The sequence below is a fragment of the Roseisalinus antarcticus genome, assembly GCF_900172355.1.
In the GTDB taxonomy this organism is placed as follows: Bacteria; Pseudomonadota; Alphaproteobacteria; order Rhodobacterales; family Rhodobacteraceae; genus Oceanicola; species Oceanicola antarcticus_A.
The window spans coordinates 132290-148525 of sequence record NZ_FWFZ01000010.1 but is presented as its reverse complement, the minus strand read 5'-3'; the positions used below and the strand labels follow the sequence as shown (position 1 = coordinate 148525).

General features: G+C 67.9%; 14 protein-coding genes. 8 read left to right on the top strand and 6 right to left on the bottom strand.

Features of this window, described 5'->3' with window-relative positions:
* Positions 1-3: 3 nt before the first annotated feature.
* The 6 genes from ROA7023_RS11685 to ROA7023_RS11660 are packed head-to-tail and all read left to right on the top strand — an operon-like array spanning position 4 to position 7991.
* Complete coding sequence (locus ROA7023_RS11685) at positions 4-2058, top strand: hydantoinase/oxoprolinase family protein (RefSeq protein ID WP_085879218.1); 2055 nt, start codon at positions 4-6, stop codon at positions 2056-2058.
* Positions 2055-3728: a hydantoinase B/oxoprolinase family protein gene (locus ROA7023_RS11680; protein WP_085879217.1), complete on the top strand. Its 1674-nt coding sequence runs from the start codon at positions 2055-2057 to the stop codon at positions 3726-3728. The genes ROA7023_RS11685 and ROA7023_RS11680 overlap by 4 nt, the downstream gene beginning before the upstream one ends.
* Positions 3721-5382, top strand: a complete 1662-nt coding sequence (locus ROA7023_RS11675; RefSeq protein ID WP_234992169.1) for a hydantoinase B/oxoprolinase family protein — start codon at positions 3721-3723, stop codon at positions 5380-5382. The genes ROA7023_RS11680 and ROA7023_RS11675 overlap by 8 nt, the downstream gene beginning before the upstream one ends.
* Positions 5379-5726 (top strand): TIGR04076 family protein, encoded by a 348-nt coding sequence (locus tag ROA7023_RS11670; RefSeq protein WP_085879215.1) that lies wholly within the window; start codon positions 5379-5381, stop codon positions 5724-5726. Before ROA7023_RS11675 ends, ROA7023_RS11670 begins: the two co-directional genes overlap by 4 nt.
* A gap of 2 nt (positions 5727-5728) precedes the next feature.
* Positions 5729-6781 (top strand): aldo/keto reductase, encoded by a 1053-nt coding sequence (locus ROA7023_RS11665; protein WP_085879214.1) that lies wholly within the window; start codon positions 5729-5731, stop codon positions 6779-6781.
* A gap of 1 nt (position 6782) precedes the next feature.
* Positions 6783-7991, top strand: coding sequence for a M14 family metallopeptidase (locus ROA7023_RS11660; RefSeq protein ID WP_085879213.1), 1209 nt, complete (start codon positions 6783-6785; stop codon positions 7989-7991).
* Between the two features lie 40 nt (positions 7992-8031).
* Here the strand turns inward: ROA7023_RS11660 and ROA7023_RS11655 are convergent, their stop codons facing one another.
* From ROA7023_RS11655 to ROA7023_RS11640, 4 genes are all read right to left on the bottom strand, one after another.
* Positions 8032-8325, bottom strand: coding sequence for a Dabb family protein (locus ROA7023_RS11655; RefSeq protein WP_085879212.1), 294 nt, complete (start codon positions 8323-8325; stop codon positions 8032-8034).
* An 85-nt stretch (positions 8326-8410) separates the two neighbouring features.
* A complete protein-coding gene (locus ROA7023_RS11650) occupies positions 8411-9070 on the bottom strand; it encodes a hypothetical protein (protein WP_085879211.1) in 660 nt (219 codons plus the stop codon).
* 9 nt (positions 9071-9079) lie between these two features.
* Complete coding sequence (locus tag ROA7023_RS11645) at positions 9080-9565, bottom strand: hypothetical protein (RefSeq protein ID WP_085879210.1); 486 nt, start codon at positions 9563-9565, stop codon at positions 9080-9082.
* Positions 9566-9705: 140 nt separating this feature from the next.
* Positions 9706-10524 (bottom strand): class I SAM-dependent methyltransferase, encoded by an 819-nt coding sequence (locus tag ROA7023_RS11640; RefSeq protein ID WP_085879209.1) that lies wholly within the window; start codon positions 10522-10524, stop codon positions 9706-9708.
* A 273-nt stretch (positions 10525-10797) separates the two neighbouring features.
* Here ROA7023_RS11640 and ROA7023_RS11635 point away from each other — a divergent pair, with 273 nt between their 5' ends.
* Positions 10798-11754, top strand: coding sequence for a LysR family transcriptional regulator (locus ROA7023_RS11635; protein WP_085879208.1), 957 nt, complete (start codon positions 10798-10800; stop codon positions 11752-11754).
* A gap of 48 nt (positions 11755-11802) precedes the next feature.
* Here ROA7023_RS11635 and ROA7023_RS11630 read toward each other — a convergent pair whose 3' ends face one another.
* The gene (locus tag ROA7023_RS11630) at positions 11803-12816 is read right to left on the bottom strand and encodes an aldo/keto reductase (RefSeq protein ID WP_085879207.1); all 1014 of its coding nucleotides are present in this window, start codon (positions 12814-12816) and stop codon (positions 11803-11805) included.
* Positions 12817-13190: 374 nt separating this feature from the next.
* On the opposite strand from ROA7023_RS11630, the gene ROA7023_RS11625 reads away from it, so the two are divergent.
* Positions 13191-14018: a 3-oxoadipate:acetyl-CoA acetyltransferase gene (locus tag ROA7023_RS11625; RefSeq protein ID WP_085879206.1), complete on the top strand. Its 828-nt coding sequence runs from the start codon at positions 13191-13193 to the stop codon at positions 14016-14018.
* A 136-nt stretch (positions 14019-14154) separates the two neighbouring features.
* Here ROA7023_RS11625 and ROA7023_RS11620 read toward each other — a convergent pair whose 3' ends face one another.
* A complete protein-coding gene (locus ROA7023_RS11620; RefSeq protein ID WP_159458491.1) occupies positions 14155-16209 on the bottom strand; it encodes a putative bifunctional diguanylate cyclase/phosphodiesterase in 2055 nt (684 codons plus the stop codon).
* Positions 16210-16236: the final 27 nt, after the last annotated feature.

The window sequence follows — 16236 nt, the reverse complement described above, 5'->3', positions numbered from 1 at the left end:
GACATGACCGCCGACTACCGCATCGCCGTCGACATCGGAGGCACCTTCGTGGACGCCGTGGAACTGGACATGGCCACCGGCGCGTTCCGCTTCGAGAAGGCGCCGACCACCCCGGGCGCCCCGGCCGAGGGTGTGATCGACGCCGTCGGCCGGCTGCGCGACAGCCTGGAGGACGTGTCGCTGTTCATCCATGGCACCACGCTGGGCCTCAATGCCGTGCTCGAGCGTCGCGGCGCCCTGACCGCGATCCTGACCAACCATGGCTTTCGCGACATCTTCCTGATCGGGCGGGGCAACGTGCCGGACGCGCATATGTACGACTTCCAGTATCAGCGCCCCGACCCCATCGTCCGGCGCCGGCACATCTTCGGCGTCCCCGGCCGGTTCGACTACAAGGGCCGCGAGATCACGCCGCTGGACGAGGACGCCGTCCGCGCCGCGGCAAGGGCACTGGTCGAGGACATGGGGATCGAGGCGATCGCTGTGACCTATCTCTTTTCGTTCCGAAACCCCGCGCACGAGCGGCGCACCGCCGAAATCATCCGCGAGATGTATCCCGCCATGAAGGTCTCGATCTCGTCGGACATCACCCGCGAGCATCGCGAATACGAACGCACGTCCACCACGGTGCTGGATGCCTATGTCCGCCCGATCTTCGAACGCTATATCGACGAATTGCGCCGCGCACTCGAGGATCGGGCCTTTGCGGGGCGCTTCGCGATCATGCGCTCGGGCGGCGGGGCGATGTCGGCGGAGGCGGCCAAGTCGTCGCCCACCCAGACCGTGCTCTCGGGCCCCGCGGGCGGGCTCGTGGGCGGGGCGCTGATCGCCGAGGTGCTGGAGCAGCCTGACCTTGTGACATTCGACATCGGCGGCACCTCGCTCGACGTCTGCCTGATCGAGCGGACGCAGCCCAAGATCGCCCACGAGGCCTCGCTGGAGGAGCTGCCGCTGCTGATCCCGTCCTACGACATCCGCACCATCGGCTCCGGCGGCGGCTCCATCGCGTCGATGAACCTGGGGCTGCTCAAGGTCGGGCCGCGCTCCGCCTCGGCGGAGCCGGGGCCGATCTGCTACGGCCGCGGCGGGACCGAGCCCACGGTGACAGATGCCGCCGTGGTGCTGGGCTACATGGACCCGGAGAGCTTTCTGAGCGGGCGGATGCCGCTGGATGCCGACGGCGCCTTTCAGGGCATCGCCGATCAGATCGCCGCCCCCCTCGGGCTTGACCCGGTGCAGGCGGCGGCGCGGATCTTCGACGTCAGCCTCGCCAAGAACGTGGGCGCGGTGCGCCAGCTGACCGTCGAGCGCGGGCGCGACCCCAGCGATTTCAGCCTGCTCGCCTTCGGCGGCGCGGGCCCGCTGATCGGGCCGCTGGCAGCACGCGAAATGGGGCTGAAGGACACCATCGTGCCGCAGCTGCCGTCTGGCTTTTCCGCCTGGGGGATGCTGGGCGCGGATATCGTCGACGATTTCGCGCAGACCGACCTGACGGTCCTTGGCAGCGAGCCGGCCGCTGCGCTCGACGCCAGGTTCGGCAAGCTGGAAGAAGAGGCGATGCAGTCCCTGTTGGCCCAGGGCGTGAAATCGGGCGATGCGATGATGGAGCGTCAGCTGGAGCTGCGCTACATGGGCCAAGAACATGCGTTGACCCTCACCGTCGGCGCCACCCTCGATGCCGCCGACCTGGTGCGGCGCTTCGCCGAGGCGCACGAGGGGCTTTACGGTCACAGCATGGAGGCGCCGGTGCAGATCCTGACGACCCGCGTCCGCGGCATCGGCCGGACCCGGCGCCCGACGCTGGTGAAGGCGGAGCGGCCTGCGGACCCGCCACCGCCGCCCGCGCCCGTGGCCCATCGCAGCGCCTTCGATTTCGCGACCCGCAGCATGACCTCCTTCGCCGTCTACGACCGCGACGCGCTGGAGCGGTTCAGCGGGCTTGCCGGCCCCGCGCTGATCGACGAAGGCACCTCGGTCACGGTGGTGCATTCGGACCAGAGCGTCTCGGTCAACGCCTACGGGCACCTCATCATCGCCAACCGGGGGGCAGGGGCATGACAGCGACCACGCCAAAGGCCGACGGCGCCTTCACCGCGATCGTCCAGAGCTATGTCGCCGCGGCGGCCAACGAGATGCGCGCGACGTTGGTGCGCACGGCCTTCAACCCGGTGATCTACGAGGTGCTCGATTTCGGCATCTCGATCTACGACGCGCGCCTCGACCTGATCGGCGAAGCGCCCGGCCTGACGTTCTTTCTGGGGGCCAATGACTATTCCGTCCGGCAGGTCCTCGGCTACCTCGGCACCGAAAACCTGGAGCCTGGCGACATCGTCATCTCGAACTATCCCTACTGGAACGGGGCGCATGTGTCGGACGCGACGCTGCTGGCCCCGGTGTTCGATCCCGAGCGTGGCGATCTGGTCTCGGTGCTGGTCGTGCGGGCGCACTGGATGGACCTTGGCGCGAAGGACCCGGGTTATGTGCTGGATTCCACCGACATGCATCAGGAGGGGCTGGTGTTCCCCGCCACCAAGATCTACCGGCGCGGCAAGGCCAACCCCGAGATCATCGACATCATCCGCTTCAACTCGCGCATGCCCGACCTGGTGATCGGCGATCTGCACGCGCAGGTCGCGGCCCTGCGCACCGGCGAGCGGCGGATGCACGAGATCCTCGCCAAGTTCGGCCGCGACGACTTCGAAGCGGCCGTCGCGGGGATGCACGCCCATGGCGAGGCGGCCACCCGCGCCGCGCTGGCCGATCTGCCGAAGGGCAGCTGGACCGCGAGCGACATCCTCGACGACGACGGCATCGGCACCGACCCGGTGCACATGCAGGTCCGGGTCACCATCACCGACGAGGTCTTCGAGGTGGATTTCGACGGCTCCGCCCCGGCCACCAAGGGCCCGGTCAACATGCCGTTCGGCGCGACGCTTGCGATGTGCAAGGTGCTGTTCAAGTCGCTGACCACCCCGGAGGAGCCCTCCAACGCCGGCCAGATGCGGGCGCTCTCGATCAAGGCGGAGCCGGGCACGTTGTTCCACGCCGTATACCCCGCGCCGACCTTCACGCTCTGGACCGGCATCGTCGCGGTGGAACTGGTCCTGAAGGCGCTGGCGCAGGCGATGCCCGACAGGCTCGCGGCCTCCTCGGGCGGGGACGTGCCGGGCTTCATGATGCTGGGGGTCCACCCCGATACCGGAGAGATGTTCGCGATTTCCAACAACGACCCGGTGGGCTGGGGCGGGGCGCCCGGCCACGACGGATCGAACGCGCTGATCCACCTGTCCGAGAGCATCGTGCGCTCCACCTCGACCGAGATCATGGAGACCAGGACGACCATGTTGATGGAGCGGGTCGAGGTCACGCCCGATTCCGGCGGCCCCGGCCGATTTCGCGGCGGGCTGGGCCTCACGCGCGATATCCGCTTTCTCACCGACGGCGAGTTTCTGACTGTCATCAAGAAGACCAAGAGCGCCCCATGGGGCCTTGCCGGCGGGGCCGACAGCCTGCCCAACCGGATCGTCCTCTTTCCCGGCACCGCGCAGGAGCGCGCGGTCTCCACCCAGCGTGTCCCGGTGAAGGCCGGCGACCGTGTGCGGGTGATGAGCGCGGGCGGCGGCGGCTACGGGCCGGCGTCCGAGCGTCCGCGCTCTGCCATCGAGGCGGACCTCGCCGAGGGCTACGTCACGCCGCAGGGGGCAAGGCGGGACTATGGGCATGAGTGACCCTGGCGCGATCGACGGCGGGCTGGTCGAGATCCTGCGGGCGTCCCTGGCCCAGGTCGCCGAGGAGATGCGCACCACCCTGATCCGGACCGCGTTCAGCCCGGTGATCTACGAGGTGCTCGATTTCGGCATCTCGGTCTATGATGCGCGGTTCGACCTGATCGCCGAGGCGCCGGGGCTGACGCGCTTTCTGGGGGCCAACGATTTCGCCGTGCCCACGGTGATGGGCCATGTCGGCGCCGCCAACGTCGGGCCCGGCGACGTGATCGTGGCGAATTACCCCTACTGGACCGCGGCGCATGTCTCCGACGCCTGCCTGATCGCGCCGGTTTTCGCGCCGGGCCGGCCCCGGCCCTTCGCATGGCTCTGCGTCCGGGCGCACTGGATCGACCTGGGCGCCAAGGATCCGGGCTATGTGCTGGATTCGACCGACATGCACCAGGAAGGGTTGGTGCTGCCGGGGCTGAAGCTGGTGAAGGGCGGCGTCCTCGACGAGGAGCTGCTGGCGCTGATCCGCTTCAACTCGCGCATGCCGGTGCCCCTGACGGGGGACATCCACGCCCAGCTTGCCGCCCTGCAGACCGGGCTGCGGCGCATGGAGGCGCTGATCGCCCGCCACGGCGCGGACACGCTGGACCGCGGGATCGCCGCGCTCATCGCCTATGGCGAGGCGATGGCGGCCCGTGCCCTGGCCGACCTGCCCGAGGGGGCATGGTCCGCCGAGGATTGGCTGGACGGTGACGGCATAGACGACACGCCGGTCCCGATGAAGGTCACGGTGACCCACGAGAGCGGACGTCTGACCGTCGATTTCGAGGGCTCCGCGCCTGCGACCCGCGGGCCGGTGAACTTGCCGTTCGGCTCGACGCTGGCCACGGCCAAGGTTGCGTTCAAGGCATTGACCTCGCCGGGCGAGCCGAGCAACGCGGGCCACATGCGCGCCCTGTCGGTCAAGGCCGAGCCCGGCACGCTGTTTCACGCGGTCTATCCCGCGCCGACCTTCACCCAATGGACCGGGATCGTCGCGCTGGAGCTGATCTTTGCCGCCCTGGCCAAGGGCATGCCCGAGAAGGTCCAGGCCTCGTCGGGCGGCGATGTGCCGGGCTTCATGATGATCGGCACCCATCCCGAGACGGGCGCAGGCTATGCCCTGTCGAACAACGAAAGCGTCGGCTGGGGAGCGACGGCGCGGCACGACGGGCGGCTGGCGGGCAGTCACTTGTCCCAGTCGATCGTCCGCAACACGCCGATCGAGGTGCTGGAGACTCGGACGGCGATGCGGGTCGACCGGTTCGAGCTGCGGCCGGACTCCTTCGGCGACGGCCGCCATCGCGGCGGCCCCGGCGTGCTGCGTGAGCTGAGCTTCACCGCGCCGGGCGAGTTCCTGACCATCGCCAAGAAGACGCGCACCCGACCCTGGGCCATCGCCGGCGGGCAGGAGCCGGAGCCCACGTGCTTCACCTACTTCCCCGGCACCGACCGGGAGCGGCGGGCCGGCACCTGGCGGGCCCCGGTCCAGCCCGGCGACCGGGTGCGGGTCGAGACGGCGGGCGGCGCGGGCTACGGGGACCCGGCCACGCGCGATGCGGCCGCGATCCTGCGGGACGAACAGGACGGGCTGCGCAGGCCCCGGCAACAGGAGACAGCCCGATGAGCGATGACGACTTCGAACTCTACGACCTGAGGGTCGAACTTGTGCGCAGCGGTCCCGGTCAGATCTACTGCGGCAACGAGGGCGATTGGTTCGAGCTGCACGGCGAGGTGCTGAAGCTGCCGCCGGGGCAGGGGTTCTCGATCTATTCCCTGTCGGCGGTGCTGCCCCTGCTGCCGGCCAAGCAGCGGGTGACCGACGCCAACGACTGGATGAGCACCGACGCCGAGGTCGCCTGTCCCGATCCCAACTGCCCCTCGCGCCTGCGCATCACCCGCATCGGCAAACGCAGGTTCAGCCATGCAGCCACCACCGCCGTGCCGCTGCCGACCAAACCGCAGGAGTGATCATGTCCCAGGTAGACCGCACCGAACTGGCCCCGGGGTTCGACATCAGCCGGATCATCAAGGGTGGCTGGCACCTGTCGGGCGGACACGGCCCCGTCGACCCCGACCGCGCCGTCCGCGAGATGGACGATTACGTCCGCGCGGGCATCACCACCTTCGACTGCGCCGACATCTATACCGGCGTCGAGGATCTGATCGGCGCCTACCGGCGCGACTGCAAGGCGCGGGGGCGCGACGACAGGCTGGCGATGCTCAAGGTGCATACCAAATGCGTGCCGGACCTCGACAAGCTTCGCACGATCACCAAAACGCAGGTCCAGGCGACGATCGACCGGTCCCTGCGCCGCCTCGGGACGGACCGGCTCGACCTGGTGCAGTTCCACTGGTGGGACCTTGCCGTCCCGCGCCAGGTCGAGGTCGCCGGATGGCTCGCCGATTTCCAGCGCGAGGGCAAGATCGACCGGCTCGCCACCACCAACTTCAACACCCGCTGCATGCGGGAGCTGGTCGACAGCGGCTATCGCCCGGCCTCGACGCAGCTGCAATATTCCCTTCTGGACCGGCGCCCGCAGCGCGAGATGATCGGCTTTTGCGCCGAGCACGATATCAAGCTGCTGTGCTACGGCACTGTCGCGGGCGGGTTCTTGTCGGACAAGTGGCTGGGGCAGCCGATGCCGGGCGACACGCTCGAAAACCGCTCTTTGACGAAATATCGCCTGATCATCGAGGACGCCGGCGGGTGGGACGCATTCCAGGCGCTGCTGTCCCTCTTGCGGGAGCTGGCCGACAAGCACGACGCCGACATCGCCTCGATCGCGATGAAGGCGATGCTGCAGGACCCGGCCGTCGCCGCGATCATCGTCGGGGTGCGCCACGGCGGCCACCTGGACAAGCACGCGCGGCTGTTCGACATCGTCCTGGACGCGGGCGACCTGGCCCGCATCGACGCCATGATCGCACAGATGCCGACGGTCGAGGGGGATGTCTTCGATCTCGAGCGCGACCGCGACGGGCGGCACGGGCGGATCATGAAATACAACCTGAACGAGGCCTGAGATGCGCGCGCCCGTCCAGATTTCGGCGGCCATCCCCTGCGGGCGCATCGAGGTGCTGGATGCCAGCGACCCGGAGCTGATAAGGCTTCGGGTCCCGCCCGATCCCGGCACCAACTTCATCGGCTGGTACAATTTCCGCGCCTCGGGCGTGCGCGGGCGGACGGTGACCTTCGTGTTCGAGGACGTGGCCGAGGCGCTGGCGGCGCGGATGGCCAATCGTGAGGACTACGCCGACAAATGGACCGACACCGGGCCGATGGTCAGCGAGGACGGGGTCAGCTGGCGCCGGATCGGCGCGGACTACGACGGCCGGACCTTCAGCTTCACGCTGCGGCCCGAGCGCGACATCGTCCAGATCTGCCAGTTCCCCCCGTTCGGGCCGGAACGCGACGCGGCCCTGGTCGCCGCGGCCCTCGCGCATCCAGATGCGGCGCTGCGCGAGATCGGGCAATCGGTCGACGGGCGGCCTCTGGACCTGCTGACCTTCGGCGCCGGCGCGGACAAGCCCGCCCTATGGATCGTCGCGCGGCAGCATCCGTCCGAGACCCAGGGCGGCTTTCTGCTCGAGGGCCTGTTCGAGCGGTTGCTGGACCCGGCGGATGCCACCGCGCGGATGCTGCTGGCGCGGGCGGAGCTCAACGTGGTCGTGAACGCGAACCCCGACGGCTCCGCGCTGGGCCTGTCGCGCTCGAACGCGGCGCGGTGCAATCTCAATCGTGCCTGGGTCGCGCCCGACCCCGAAACCACACCCGAAGTCGCGGTGATCCGCGCGGCGATGATGGACCGCGGCGTCGACTTCTTCCTCGATTGCCACGCCGACGGCGAGCTGCGGTGCAACTTCATCTGGCCGTCCGAGAACGTGCCCACCTGGCGCTCCGAACGCTGGGCCCCGTTCCGGGTTTTCGAAGTGGCCTGGGCGCTGGCCACGCCGGACTACGAGACGGGCCATCCCTATCCGGGCGGCTGCCCGGCCGAGCCCGATCTGAGCATGGGCTGGAACTGGGTCGGCAATCATTTCCCGCAGGCCCTGTCAGTGCTGCTGGAGCAGCCTTTCAAGGACGTGACCAAGGCTCCCGTGCCCTCGACCGGCTGGTCGCCGGACCGCGCCCGGGCCCTGGGGCGAAGCCTCGTCAGCCCGCTGTTGGCGGTCCTGCCCCATCTCGGAGGGGTCTCGACATCAACCGGGGCGGCGACCGGGACGCCCGGCTGACGGGGTCAGGCAGGCTGCGGGACAGGCCCGGTCGGAGGTCCTAGATCTCGTGCTGGATAGCGGCGAGCTTGGCGGTCACCTGACGCGCGTGGTTTTCGACATAGGCCTTGTGCTGGTCGCTGCCGACGTACCGGCGAAAGCTCTCCATGTCGGCGAAATCGGCGACCAGCGCCGCGTCGTGATGGTTCGGCCCGCTTCCGATGTTCCGACCGAGGGAAAACGACAGCACCTCTGGGCTTTGTTTGCACAATTCGGTGACGGCGTCGTGCCAGGCCGAGGTCTGGTCGGCCGACGCTTCGGGTTTGAACGAGACGAGAACGACATGGCGGATCATAGAGACACCTCTGGACAGACCCTCAAGCTCTGCGTTTCCCGCGTCAGGATCAAGCGCCAAACGCAATGCCGCGGCCCCGGTGCTCTCATCCGATCTGCAGCCCGAGAAACATCATCGCCAGTGGCACCGGAGAGACGGCAACCGCGACGGTCACGAAGGTCGCGAGCGGGGAGAACACGCCGCTCAGGCCCGCCATCATCATGATGCCGCCCCCGCCGCCGACGATCGCGTTTCCCGGCGTGTTCACCGCAAGCGCGAGTGCCACGTAGCGGTAGCGCAGCCCGAGGCTCAGCGCACGTTGCGATTGTCCGTCGAGCAGCGCCGCGAGCCTGTCGTCCGGCGACAGGGGGGCCACGCGGGCGACGAGGGCCGCCGCGCGCCGCAAGCGCAACAGGGACAACAGACGCTCCAGCAAGCTGATCGGCAGGAAGCGCCCGACCGTGTAGGCCAGCGTCATCGAGGCCACCGTGGCCACATAGATCAGCGGCGCGATCCCCGCTCCGAAGGCGGCAAGCATCGCCAGCCCGATCTCGGCCCCCGGCACGAAAGGCAGCGCCAGAAGCCCGACATAGGCCACCGCGCCCATCATGATCGCGCGATGGACCTGCTGCTCGTTGCCGGGCCGGATCTCGAGGTTCAGGGCCTCGCGCACCATGTGCGCCCCCCAGGTGGCGAGCGCGAGAACCGCAAGGAAAAGCACGATCCGCAGCACCAGGCCGCCGATGCGCGATGGGGAGGGGGTCACGACCGGGCCCTATCCCTCGACGTCCTGGCCAGGCACAGGCGCCGCGGCCGATCCCGATCCGGCAAAGACGATCTGATGGGTCCAGTACCAGCGCCGCGTGGTCCAGGTCCCTTCGACTTCCACCGTGTCACCGTTCACCGTGCCGTACCACACGACCGTATGCGGGGCGGTCGGGCAGGCCGTCCGGGCGGTGAAATGGATCACGTCGCCTACCGTCTTGGTCTGGTAGTCGGACCATCCGAAATCGCAGTAGATCTGGCAATTGCTGGACTGAAACGTGCCGTCACGAAAGACAAGCTCGTCCGTCAGGACCTCGCCGCTGTTCAGGTCGGCGCCAACAAAGTCGAACGTCTTGCCGTCGAGCTGGGTGCCGGCCGACCAGTTGCCCTCGGGGACAACAAGATCGGGGACGTCGCCGCGCATCACCGTCATCGTCGCGGCACCCGTGCCAAGCGTTGCAACGCCAAGGGCCACCACCTGAAATATCTGTGCCATATTGTCCTCGGGCCTCTCGCATGGGGACTTCGATGTAAAGCGGGTCGCCACAGCCACAGCCACAGCCACAGCCGCAGCCGGAGCCGCAGCCGCAGCCGCAGCCGCAGGGTAGACCGGCGGGCCGCGGCGACCAAGCGGTATCAGCCTTCGACGCCAGCCATAAGGATACGGAATGTCGCGCCGATGCGATAGCCTCCGTCCGGCTGGCGGAAGGGGGCCAGCGCCGTTTCGTGGGCGGCATCGAGGGCCTCCTGGCCGCTGTGCTCGGCCGCCTTGGTGGCCACTCCAGACGAGCCCAGGCCCCTAAGGGCGGTCGCAAGGTCCGGGTAGCCCCAGGGCGACTCGACGTCGAAGACCTCAAGCGCGGTCAGCCCGGCCTTGCCTGCAAGCTCGGCGAGTTTGCCGGGCTCGGACAGGGCGAAGGGGCCGGCGGCGCCTGGGGGCGGCGGCGGCAGCAGCGGCTTCAGCGCCGCGACGAAGGCCGCGGCCTCCATCCCCGCGGGCTCGCCCCAGGTCATGACGAACACGCGCCCGCCCGGCCGGGTCACGCGGGCGGCTTCGCGCAGGGCGGCGACCGGATCGCTGGCGTATTGGAAAGAATTGAAGCCGGTGACGATATCGAAGTCGTTGTCGTCGAACGGCAGGCGCTCGAGATCGCCCTGCACCAGGCTGACACCGGGAAGCCGGTCCCGCGCGATCTTCAGCAGAGCGGCCGAGGCGTCGATGCCCGAGACGGACGCGCCGAGATCGGCCGCGAGCTCCAGCGCCATCCCGGCGCCGCAGCCCGCATCCAGAAGCCGCGTCCCGGACCCGACCACGCCCCTGTCGAAGACGGCGTGATAGGTCACCGCACATTGCTGTTCCTGGATGCTGGCCCAATCGCTGGCGCGAAGGCCCCATATGCGGCCGTTGGCTTCGCCGCTCATGGTGCGGGCGGGGGCTTCTTTGGTGTCTGTCATTGGTCTCTCCTCGGGTTTGTTGCCGGGTCCCGCAATGCGGCCGGGGGGGGGTATCAGCCGTCCCGACGTGGTCGCCAGGAACGATATTCAGGTGGTCACATTTTGGTTTGCCCGCTCACCAGACATGGCTTCCTTGTTGTCCCCCAAGCGGGAACCGCATGCTATTTCAACATCTTAAGTGTGGTGCGCTGCGACCGGTCTGACATTTCTCTGGACTTGAACGACCATAGCCCACGTGCAAAATTTCATGCAGCGAAACGATTTCAGGTGCACATGAGCCAGATTCAGCTTCACAAGGTCGACCTCAATCTGCTCATCACCTTCGAGGCGCTGATCGAGGAGGGAAGCGTGGCGGCCACGGCGGACCGGTTGGCCCTGACGCCCTCGGCGGTCAGCCACGCGCTGGGCCGGTTGCGGACGCAGTTCGACGATCCGCTGCTGGTCCGGGTCGGGGGCAAGATGCAGCCGACCGCGCAGGCGCTGCTTCTGGCCGATCAGCTTGCGCCGGTTCTGCGGGGCCTGCGCCGGGCGCTGGAGCCGCCGGAGCCCTTCGACCCCGCGACCAGCGACCGCGTCTTCCTGATCGCGCTGCACTCCTCGCCGGCCTTCATGGCCCGGACCACGGCGGCGATCCAGTCTGTCGCGCCGAACGTCATGGTCGAATGGGTGCGGATCCGGTCCAACAACCAGATCGACCTGGTCGACGGGCTGATCGACCTGCTGCATGTGGGTGGCCGCGCCCATCTGGTGGACGGGATCGAAGCGGTCGACCTGGAGCCGATCACCTTCTTCAGCTTCGTGCGCAAGGGCCATCCGGTCGCCCGGGACTGGTGCGCGGACAGGGCCGCGTCATACCGCTATCTGCAGGTCGCGGTCGAGGACACCGGCAGCACGCCGATCGAAAAGGAACACCGGCAGTTGAACCGGCCGAGGACCATCGGCGGCAAGGTGCACGACTTCACGCTCGTCGGCCCGATGCTGGCCGCGACAGATTTCATCGCGACCCAGCCGAGCTTCGTGATGCTGGAGTTGTGGAAGCGCTACGAGTTGCAGGTGCTGGAACCGGTGGCGGCGCCCACGGATTTCCCGATTCGCTTTGCCTGGTCGGCCCGCAATTCCTCTGACCCCGGCAATGCCTGGCTGCGCGACCTCGTGATCCGGGCCTACGCAGAGCATCAGGCAGAGGTGAACCGCCAGATGCGCGCGGCAGCCATTTCGCTCAAGGATTGAGGGGCGCCACCGCGCAGCCAGACGCGACGCGGCGGCCAGAGCCATGCGTCAGTCGTGGCGGGCCTGCTGCATCTCGAACATCCAGCCCGGATACTCCTTCGCCAGGGCACTGACCTCGCCGAGCGCACCCAGATCGGCGTCGCTGAGGCGCACCTGCGTCGCGGCGATGTTGTCCTGCAACTGGTCGAGCCGCTTGGCCCCGACGATCACGCTGGTCACCACCTCCTGGTGCAACAGCCACGCCAGGGCGATCTGCGACACCGAGACCTCCTTGTCCTTCGCGATCCCGCGCATGACCTCGACGATCCGGTCGGCCTTGTCCCGGTCGATGGGCGGAAAGTCGAACGAGGCGCGGCGCCCGTCGTCATCATTCTGCCCGGTGTACTTGCCCGAGAGATAGCCGCCGGCAAGCGGGCTCCAGACCATCAGGCCGACCCCTTCCTCCCTCAGCGCGGGCACGATCTCGCGCTCCAGGTCGCGGCCTGCAAGCGTGTAGTAGGACTGGATCGAGCGAATCGGCGTCAGGCCCTTGCGCTCGGCGATGCCCAGCGCCTTGGACAGTTGCCAGGCCGCCCAGTTCGACACGCCGACATAGCGCACGTGGCCATGCTGAACCAGCGTATGCAGCGCCTCCAGCTGTTCCTCCAGCGGCGTCTCTGTGTCGAAGCCGTGTAGCTGGTAGAGGTCAATGTGGTCGACGCCCATCCGGTCCAGGCTGGCCTTGCAGGCGTCCATCAGGTGATAGCGCGACGTGCCCCGGTTGTTCGGCCCCTCGCCGGTCCTGCCGAAGGCCTTGGTCGCGATCACGAGCTCGTTGCGCGGAATGCCGAGGTTCCGGATCGCCTGGCCCAGCATCGTCTCGGACGCGCCATCGGAATAGACATCGGCGGTGTCGACGAAGTTGATGCCCGCGTCGAACGCGGTCTTGACCAGCGCGTCGGCCTCGTCCTGACCGACCTGGCCGATCGCCTTCCACATTCCGTCGCCGCCGTGAAAGGTCATCGTGCCGAGGCAGAGTTGAGAAACCTTCAGGCCGGACCGGCCCAGTGTCCTGTACTTCATCTGGCGTCTCCTTGAGATTTCTGCGAAACCTGAACCCCTCCGCTGCGAGGTTCAACGTCCCGGTCGGGCGCGTCGCGCCGAGCCGGCCGTCCCGGACGGCGGCGGAGGGGCCGAGCGGGTGTGCTGGGTTGACTGTGGTTTTGCCCGGGCAAATCGCACGTCGCCGCGGCCGCGGGCAGGGCCGACGGGTCTCCTGCGGAAAACCGCGGCGTGCAGGCACTCAGGCGCCCGGGCGGAGAAGATGCGCGGATTTGCCATGATGCCGGTTTGCTCTCGCGTCCCCGTCGCATATGAAAACAGGGGATCACAAAAGGACGATCCGGAGGATCGATGGCGTCTCGTGCCATGGCATCACTCCGGCGATGAAGAGAAACATGACCAAACCCTGCATCATATGCGTTGCCATCACCGGCTCTGTTCCCCGCACGGCAGACAATCCGGCGGTGCCCGTCACCATCGAGCAACAGATCGAAAGCACCCAGGCCGCCCATGAGGCCGGCGCCGCGATCTGCCATGCCCACGTGCGCGACGAGAACGAGACTCCGACCTCGGACCCAGACCGCTTCGCCCGGCTGATGGAGGGGTTGCGCCGGCATTGCCCCGACATGATCATCCAGCTGTCGACAGGGGGCCGTTCGGGCGCTGGCAAGGAACGCGGCGGCATGCTGCCGCTGCGGCCCGAGATGGCATCGCTGTCGGTGGGGTCGAACAATTTCCCGACGCGGGTCTATGAAAACCCGCCCGATCTTGTCGATTGGCTCGCCGCCGAGATGCGCCACCACGACGTGATGCCCGAGATCGAGGCCTTCGATCTGTCGCATATCTTCAAGGCGGCGGAGATGAATGGGGATGGGCGGATCCGGGGCAATGCCTATGTCCAGTTCGTCATGGGCGTGAAGAACGCGATGCCGGCCGACAGCCGGGTCTTCGACATCTACGTGGAGACGATGGCCCGCCTCCTGCCGAACTCCGAATGGTGCGCGGCGGGGATCGGGCGCCATCAACTGGAGGTCAACGAATGGTCCGTCTCCGCCGGCGGCCATGCCCGCACCGGGCTGGAGGACAACATCCGCCTCGACCCGCAGACGCTGGCCCCGTCAAACGCGGCCCTTGTGCAGCGCACGGTCGAGGTCTGCCGGAAATACGACCGCCCGGTCGCGACACCGCGTGAGGCCCGGCAGTTGCTGGGTCTGCCTGGATGACCCGCGCCGGCTGATCCCCGGCCCGGGGGTGAACGCACCCAACGGCCCAGATGCCATTGCCGGGCGGTGCTGCCGCCATGGGTCGGTGTGCCCTGCCGGGCCGGGCGGGGACCGCCCCGCCGCCTGATCCGGCGGATCAGGCGCCGCGCGGGGGCGCGGCGAGGTTGTCGGCGACCCCCGGGTGTGACCCGTAATCGTGCAGCCACACCCGGGCCTCGCTTAGGGACAGGGGCTTGGCGATGCCGAAGCCCTGAACCACGTCGCAGCCCAGTTTGCGCAGGGTGGCGAACTGGTAGGGATGCTCCACCCCCTCCGCCACGATCCTCAGCCCCATGCTCTTGCCGAGGCCGGTGACCGCCTCGACGATCTGACAGGTGCGGGTGGACCGCAGGTCGGCAATCAGCGACCGGTCGATCTTGAGCCCCGACAGATCGAGCGTCGCGAGCATCGACAGCGACGCATAGCCCGTGCCGAAATCGTCGAGCTCGACGGCGCAGCCCCGCTCCGACAGGGTTCGCAGGGTCTTGAGCGCCGGGCTGTCGCGGGCGTTGATCAACGTCCGCTCGACGACCTCGATGGTGATGTCCACGTGGGCCAGGCCGCGCTCTGCCAGCGCTTCCTCCAGCTCGGCGGTGTAGTCGGGCGAGGTCAGCGAGTCGGTGGAGGTGTTCAGGGCCAGGGACGGAATGTGCCAGCCCTCGCACCGCAGCGCGGTCAGGGCGTCAAGACTCAGGATCATCGTGCGGGTCTCGATCTGGCGCAGAAGGCCCGCCTCTTCGGCGAGGTGGACGAATTCCGATGGGTGCAGCGTTCCGCGCTCGGGGTGTTCCCAGCGGGTCAGCGCTTCGAACCCGACCACGCTTCCGGACTTGAGGCAGATGGCCGGCTGGAAATAGGGCACGAATTCATCCTGCCCGATCGCGCGTTCCAGATCCTGCATCAGCTCGTGCCGGCGCTCGATCCCCTGGCGCATCGAGGGGTCGAACTTGACCGCGATCCCCTTGCCGGCCCGCTTTGCCTCGTAAAGCGCGATGTCGGCGTTCGCGATCAGCCGCTCGGGCGTGTCCTGGTCCGACATGGAAAACGTGTAGCCCACGCTGGCGCCCACAATGCAATTGTGCCCTTCGATCACCATCGGCGCCCGGATGCACCGGATCACGCTGGTCGCGATCCGGTCAGCCTGTTCGGACGGGTTGGCGCCCGTGAAGCCCGCGACGATCACGAACTCGTCCCCGCCGATCCTTGCCACGAGGTCCTCTGCCCGGACCAGGCTGCGCATCGCGGCGGCCACGCGCTTCAGCACGATGTCACCAACAGCATGGCCGAGGGTATCGTTGATCTCCTTGAAGCGGTCGAGGTCCAGGTGCATCACGCATTGGCAGTCGCCGGCGGAGCGGCGATCCTCCAGCCGCTGTTCGAGATTGCGGTAGAGCTTCTTGCGGTTCGCCAGCCCCGTGAGCTGGTCGTGCAGGGCGGAATGTTCCAGCCGCTCGGACAGCTGCACCAACTGGGTATTGCGCTCTTCCAGGCGCCTCGACCGTTCCTCGGCAATCCGCAGCGCCCTGTTCATGTTCCTGTGGGTCGGCCAGAACACCAGGGTCGCCTCGGCGATCAGCAGCGCCACCGTCAGGCTGAAGAAGACCCGCAGCAGGATCTGCAGCCGGTCATAGCGTTTCTGGGCGTTCTCGGAAAAGGCGGTGAGGGCCGCCTCGAGATCGGCCAGCAACGGGCCGCTTGCCTCCTCCTCGATCCGCTGGAGGACCACGTCGAAACGCGGATCTGCCGGATCGAGAGTCAGGATCAGGCGGATGTCGGCCACGAACTGCCGGACCCGCGCGTCAAGCCCCGCCTCCTCCCCGGTTGCATAGATGGCATCCGCAGTCGGCACCTCTTCGGCGATGTCGACCAGCGCCTTGTGGGAGGAAAAGAACTGTTCCAGGTCGGTCAGGATGGTCCGGCCGTGCACCTCGACGTCGCCGGCGACATGCAGTCTGTGGGACATGAAGGCCAAGCGCTGGCTGAGCATTTTCTGGCTGTCGCTCATCCGTATGATGCGGGCGTCCCGGGCGCTGGACTCCAGCCTCTGCCAGCTGACGAATTGCGCCCCCGCGATCATCGATATCAGCAAGGCGAACGCCAGCGCATAGCGCACCCAATAAGAGCGCAGCTTCGACAGGGGGGGTCCGATCATTGACTGCATGTTCCGGTTTGAGAACGT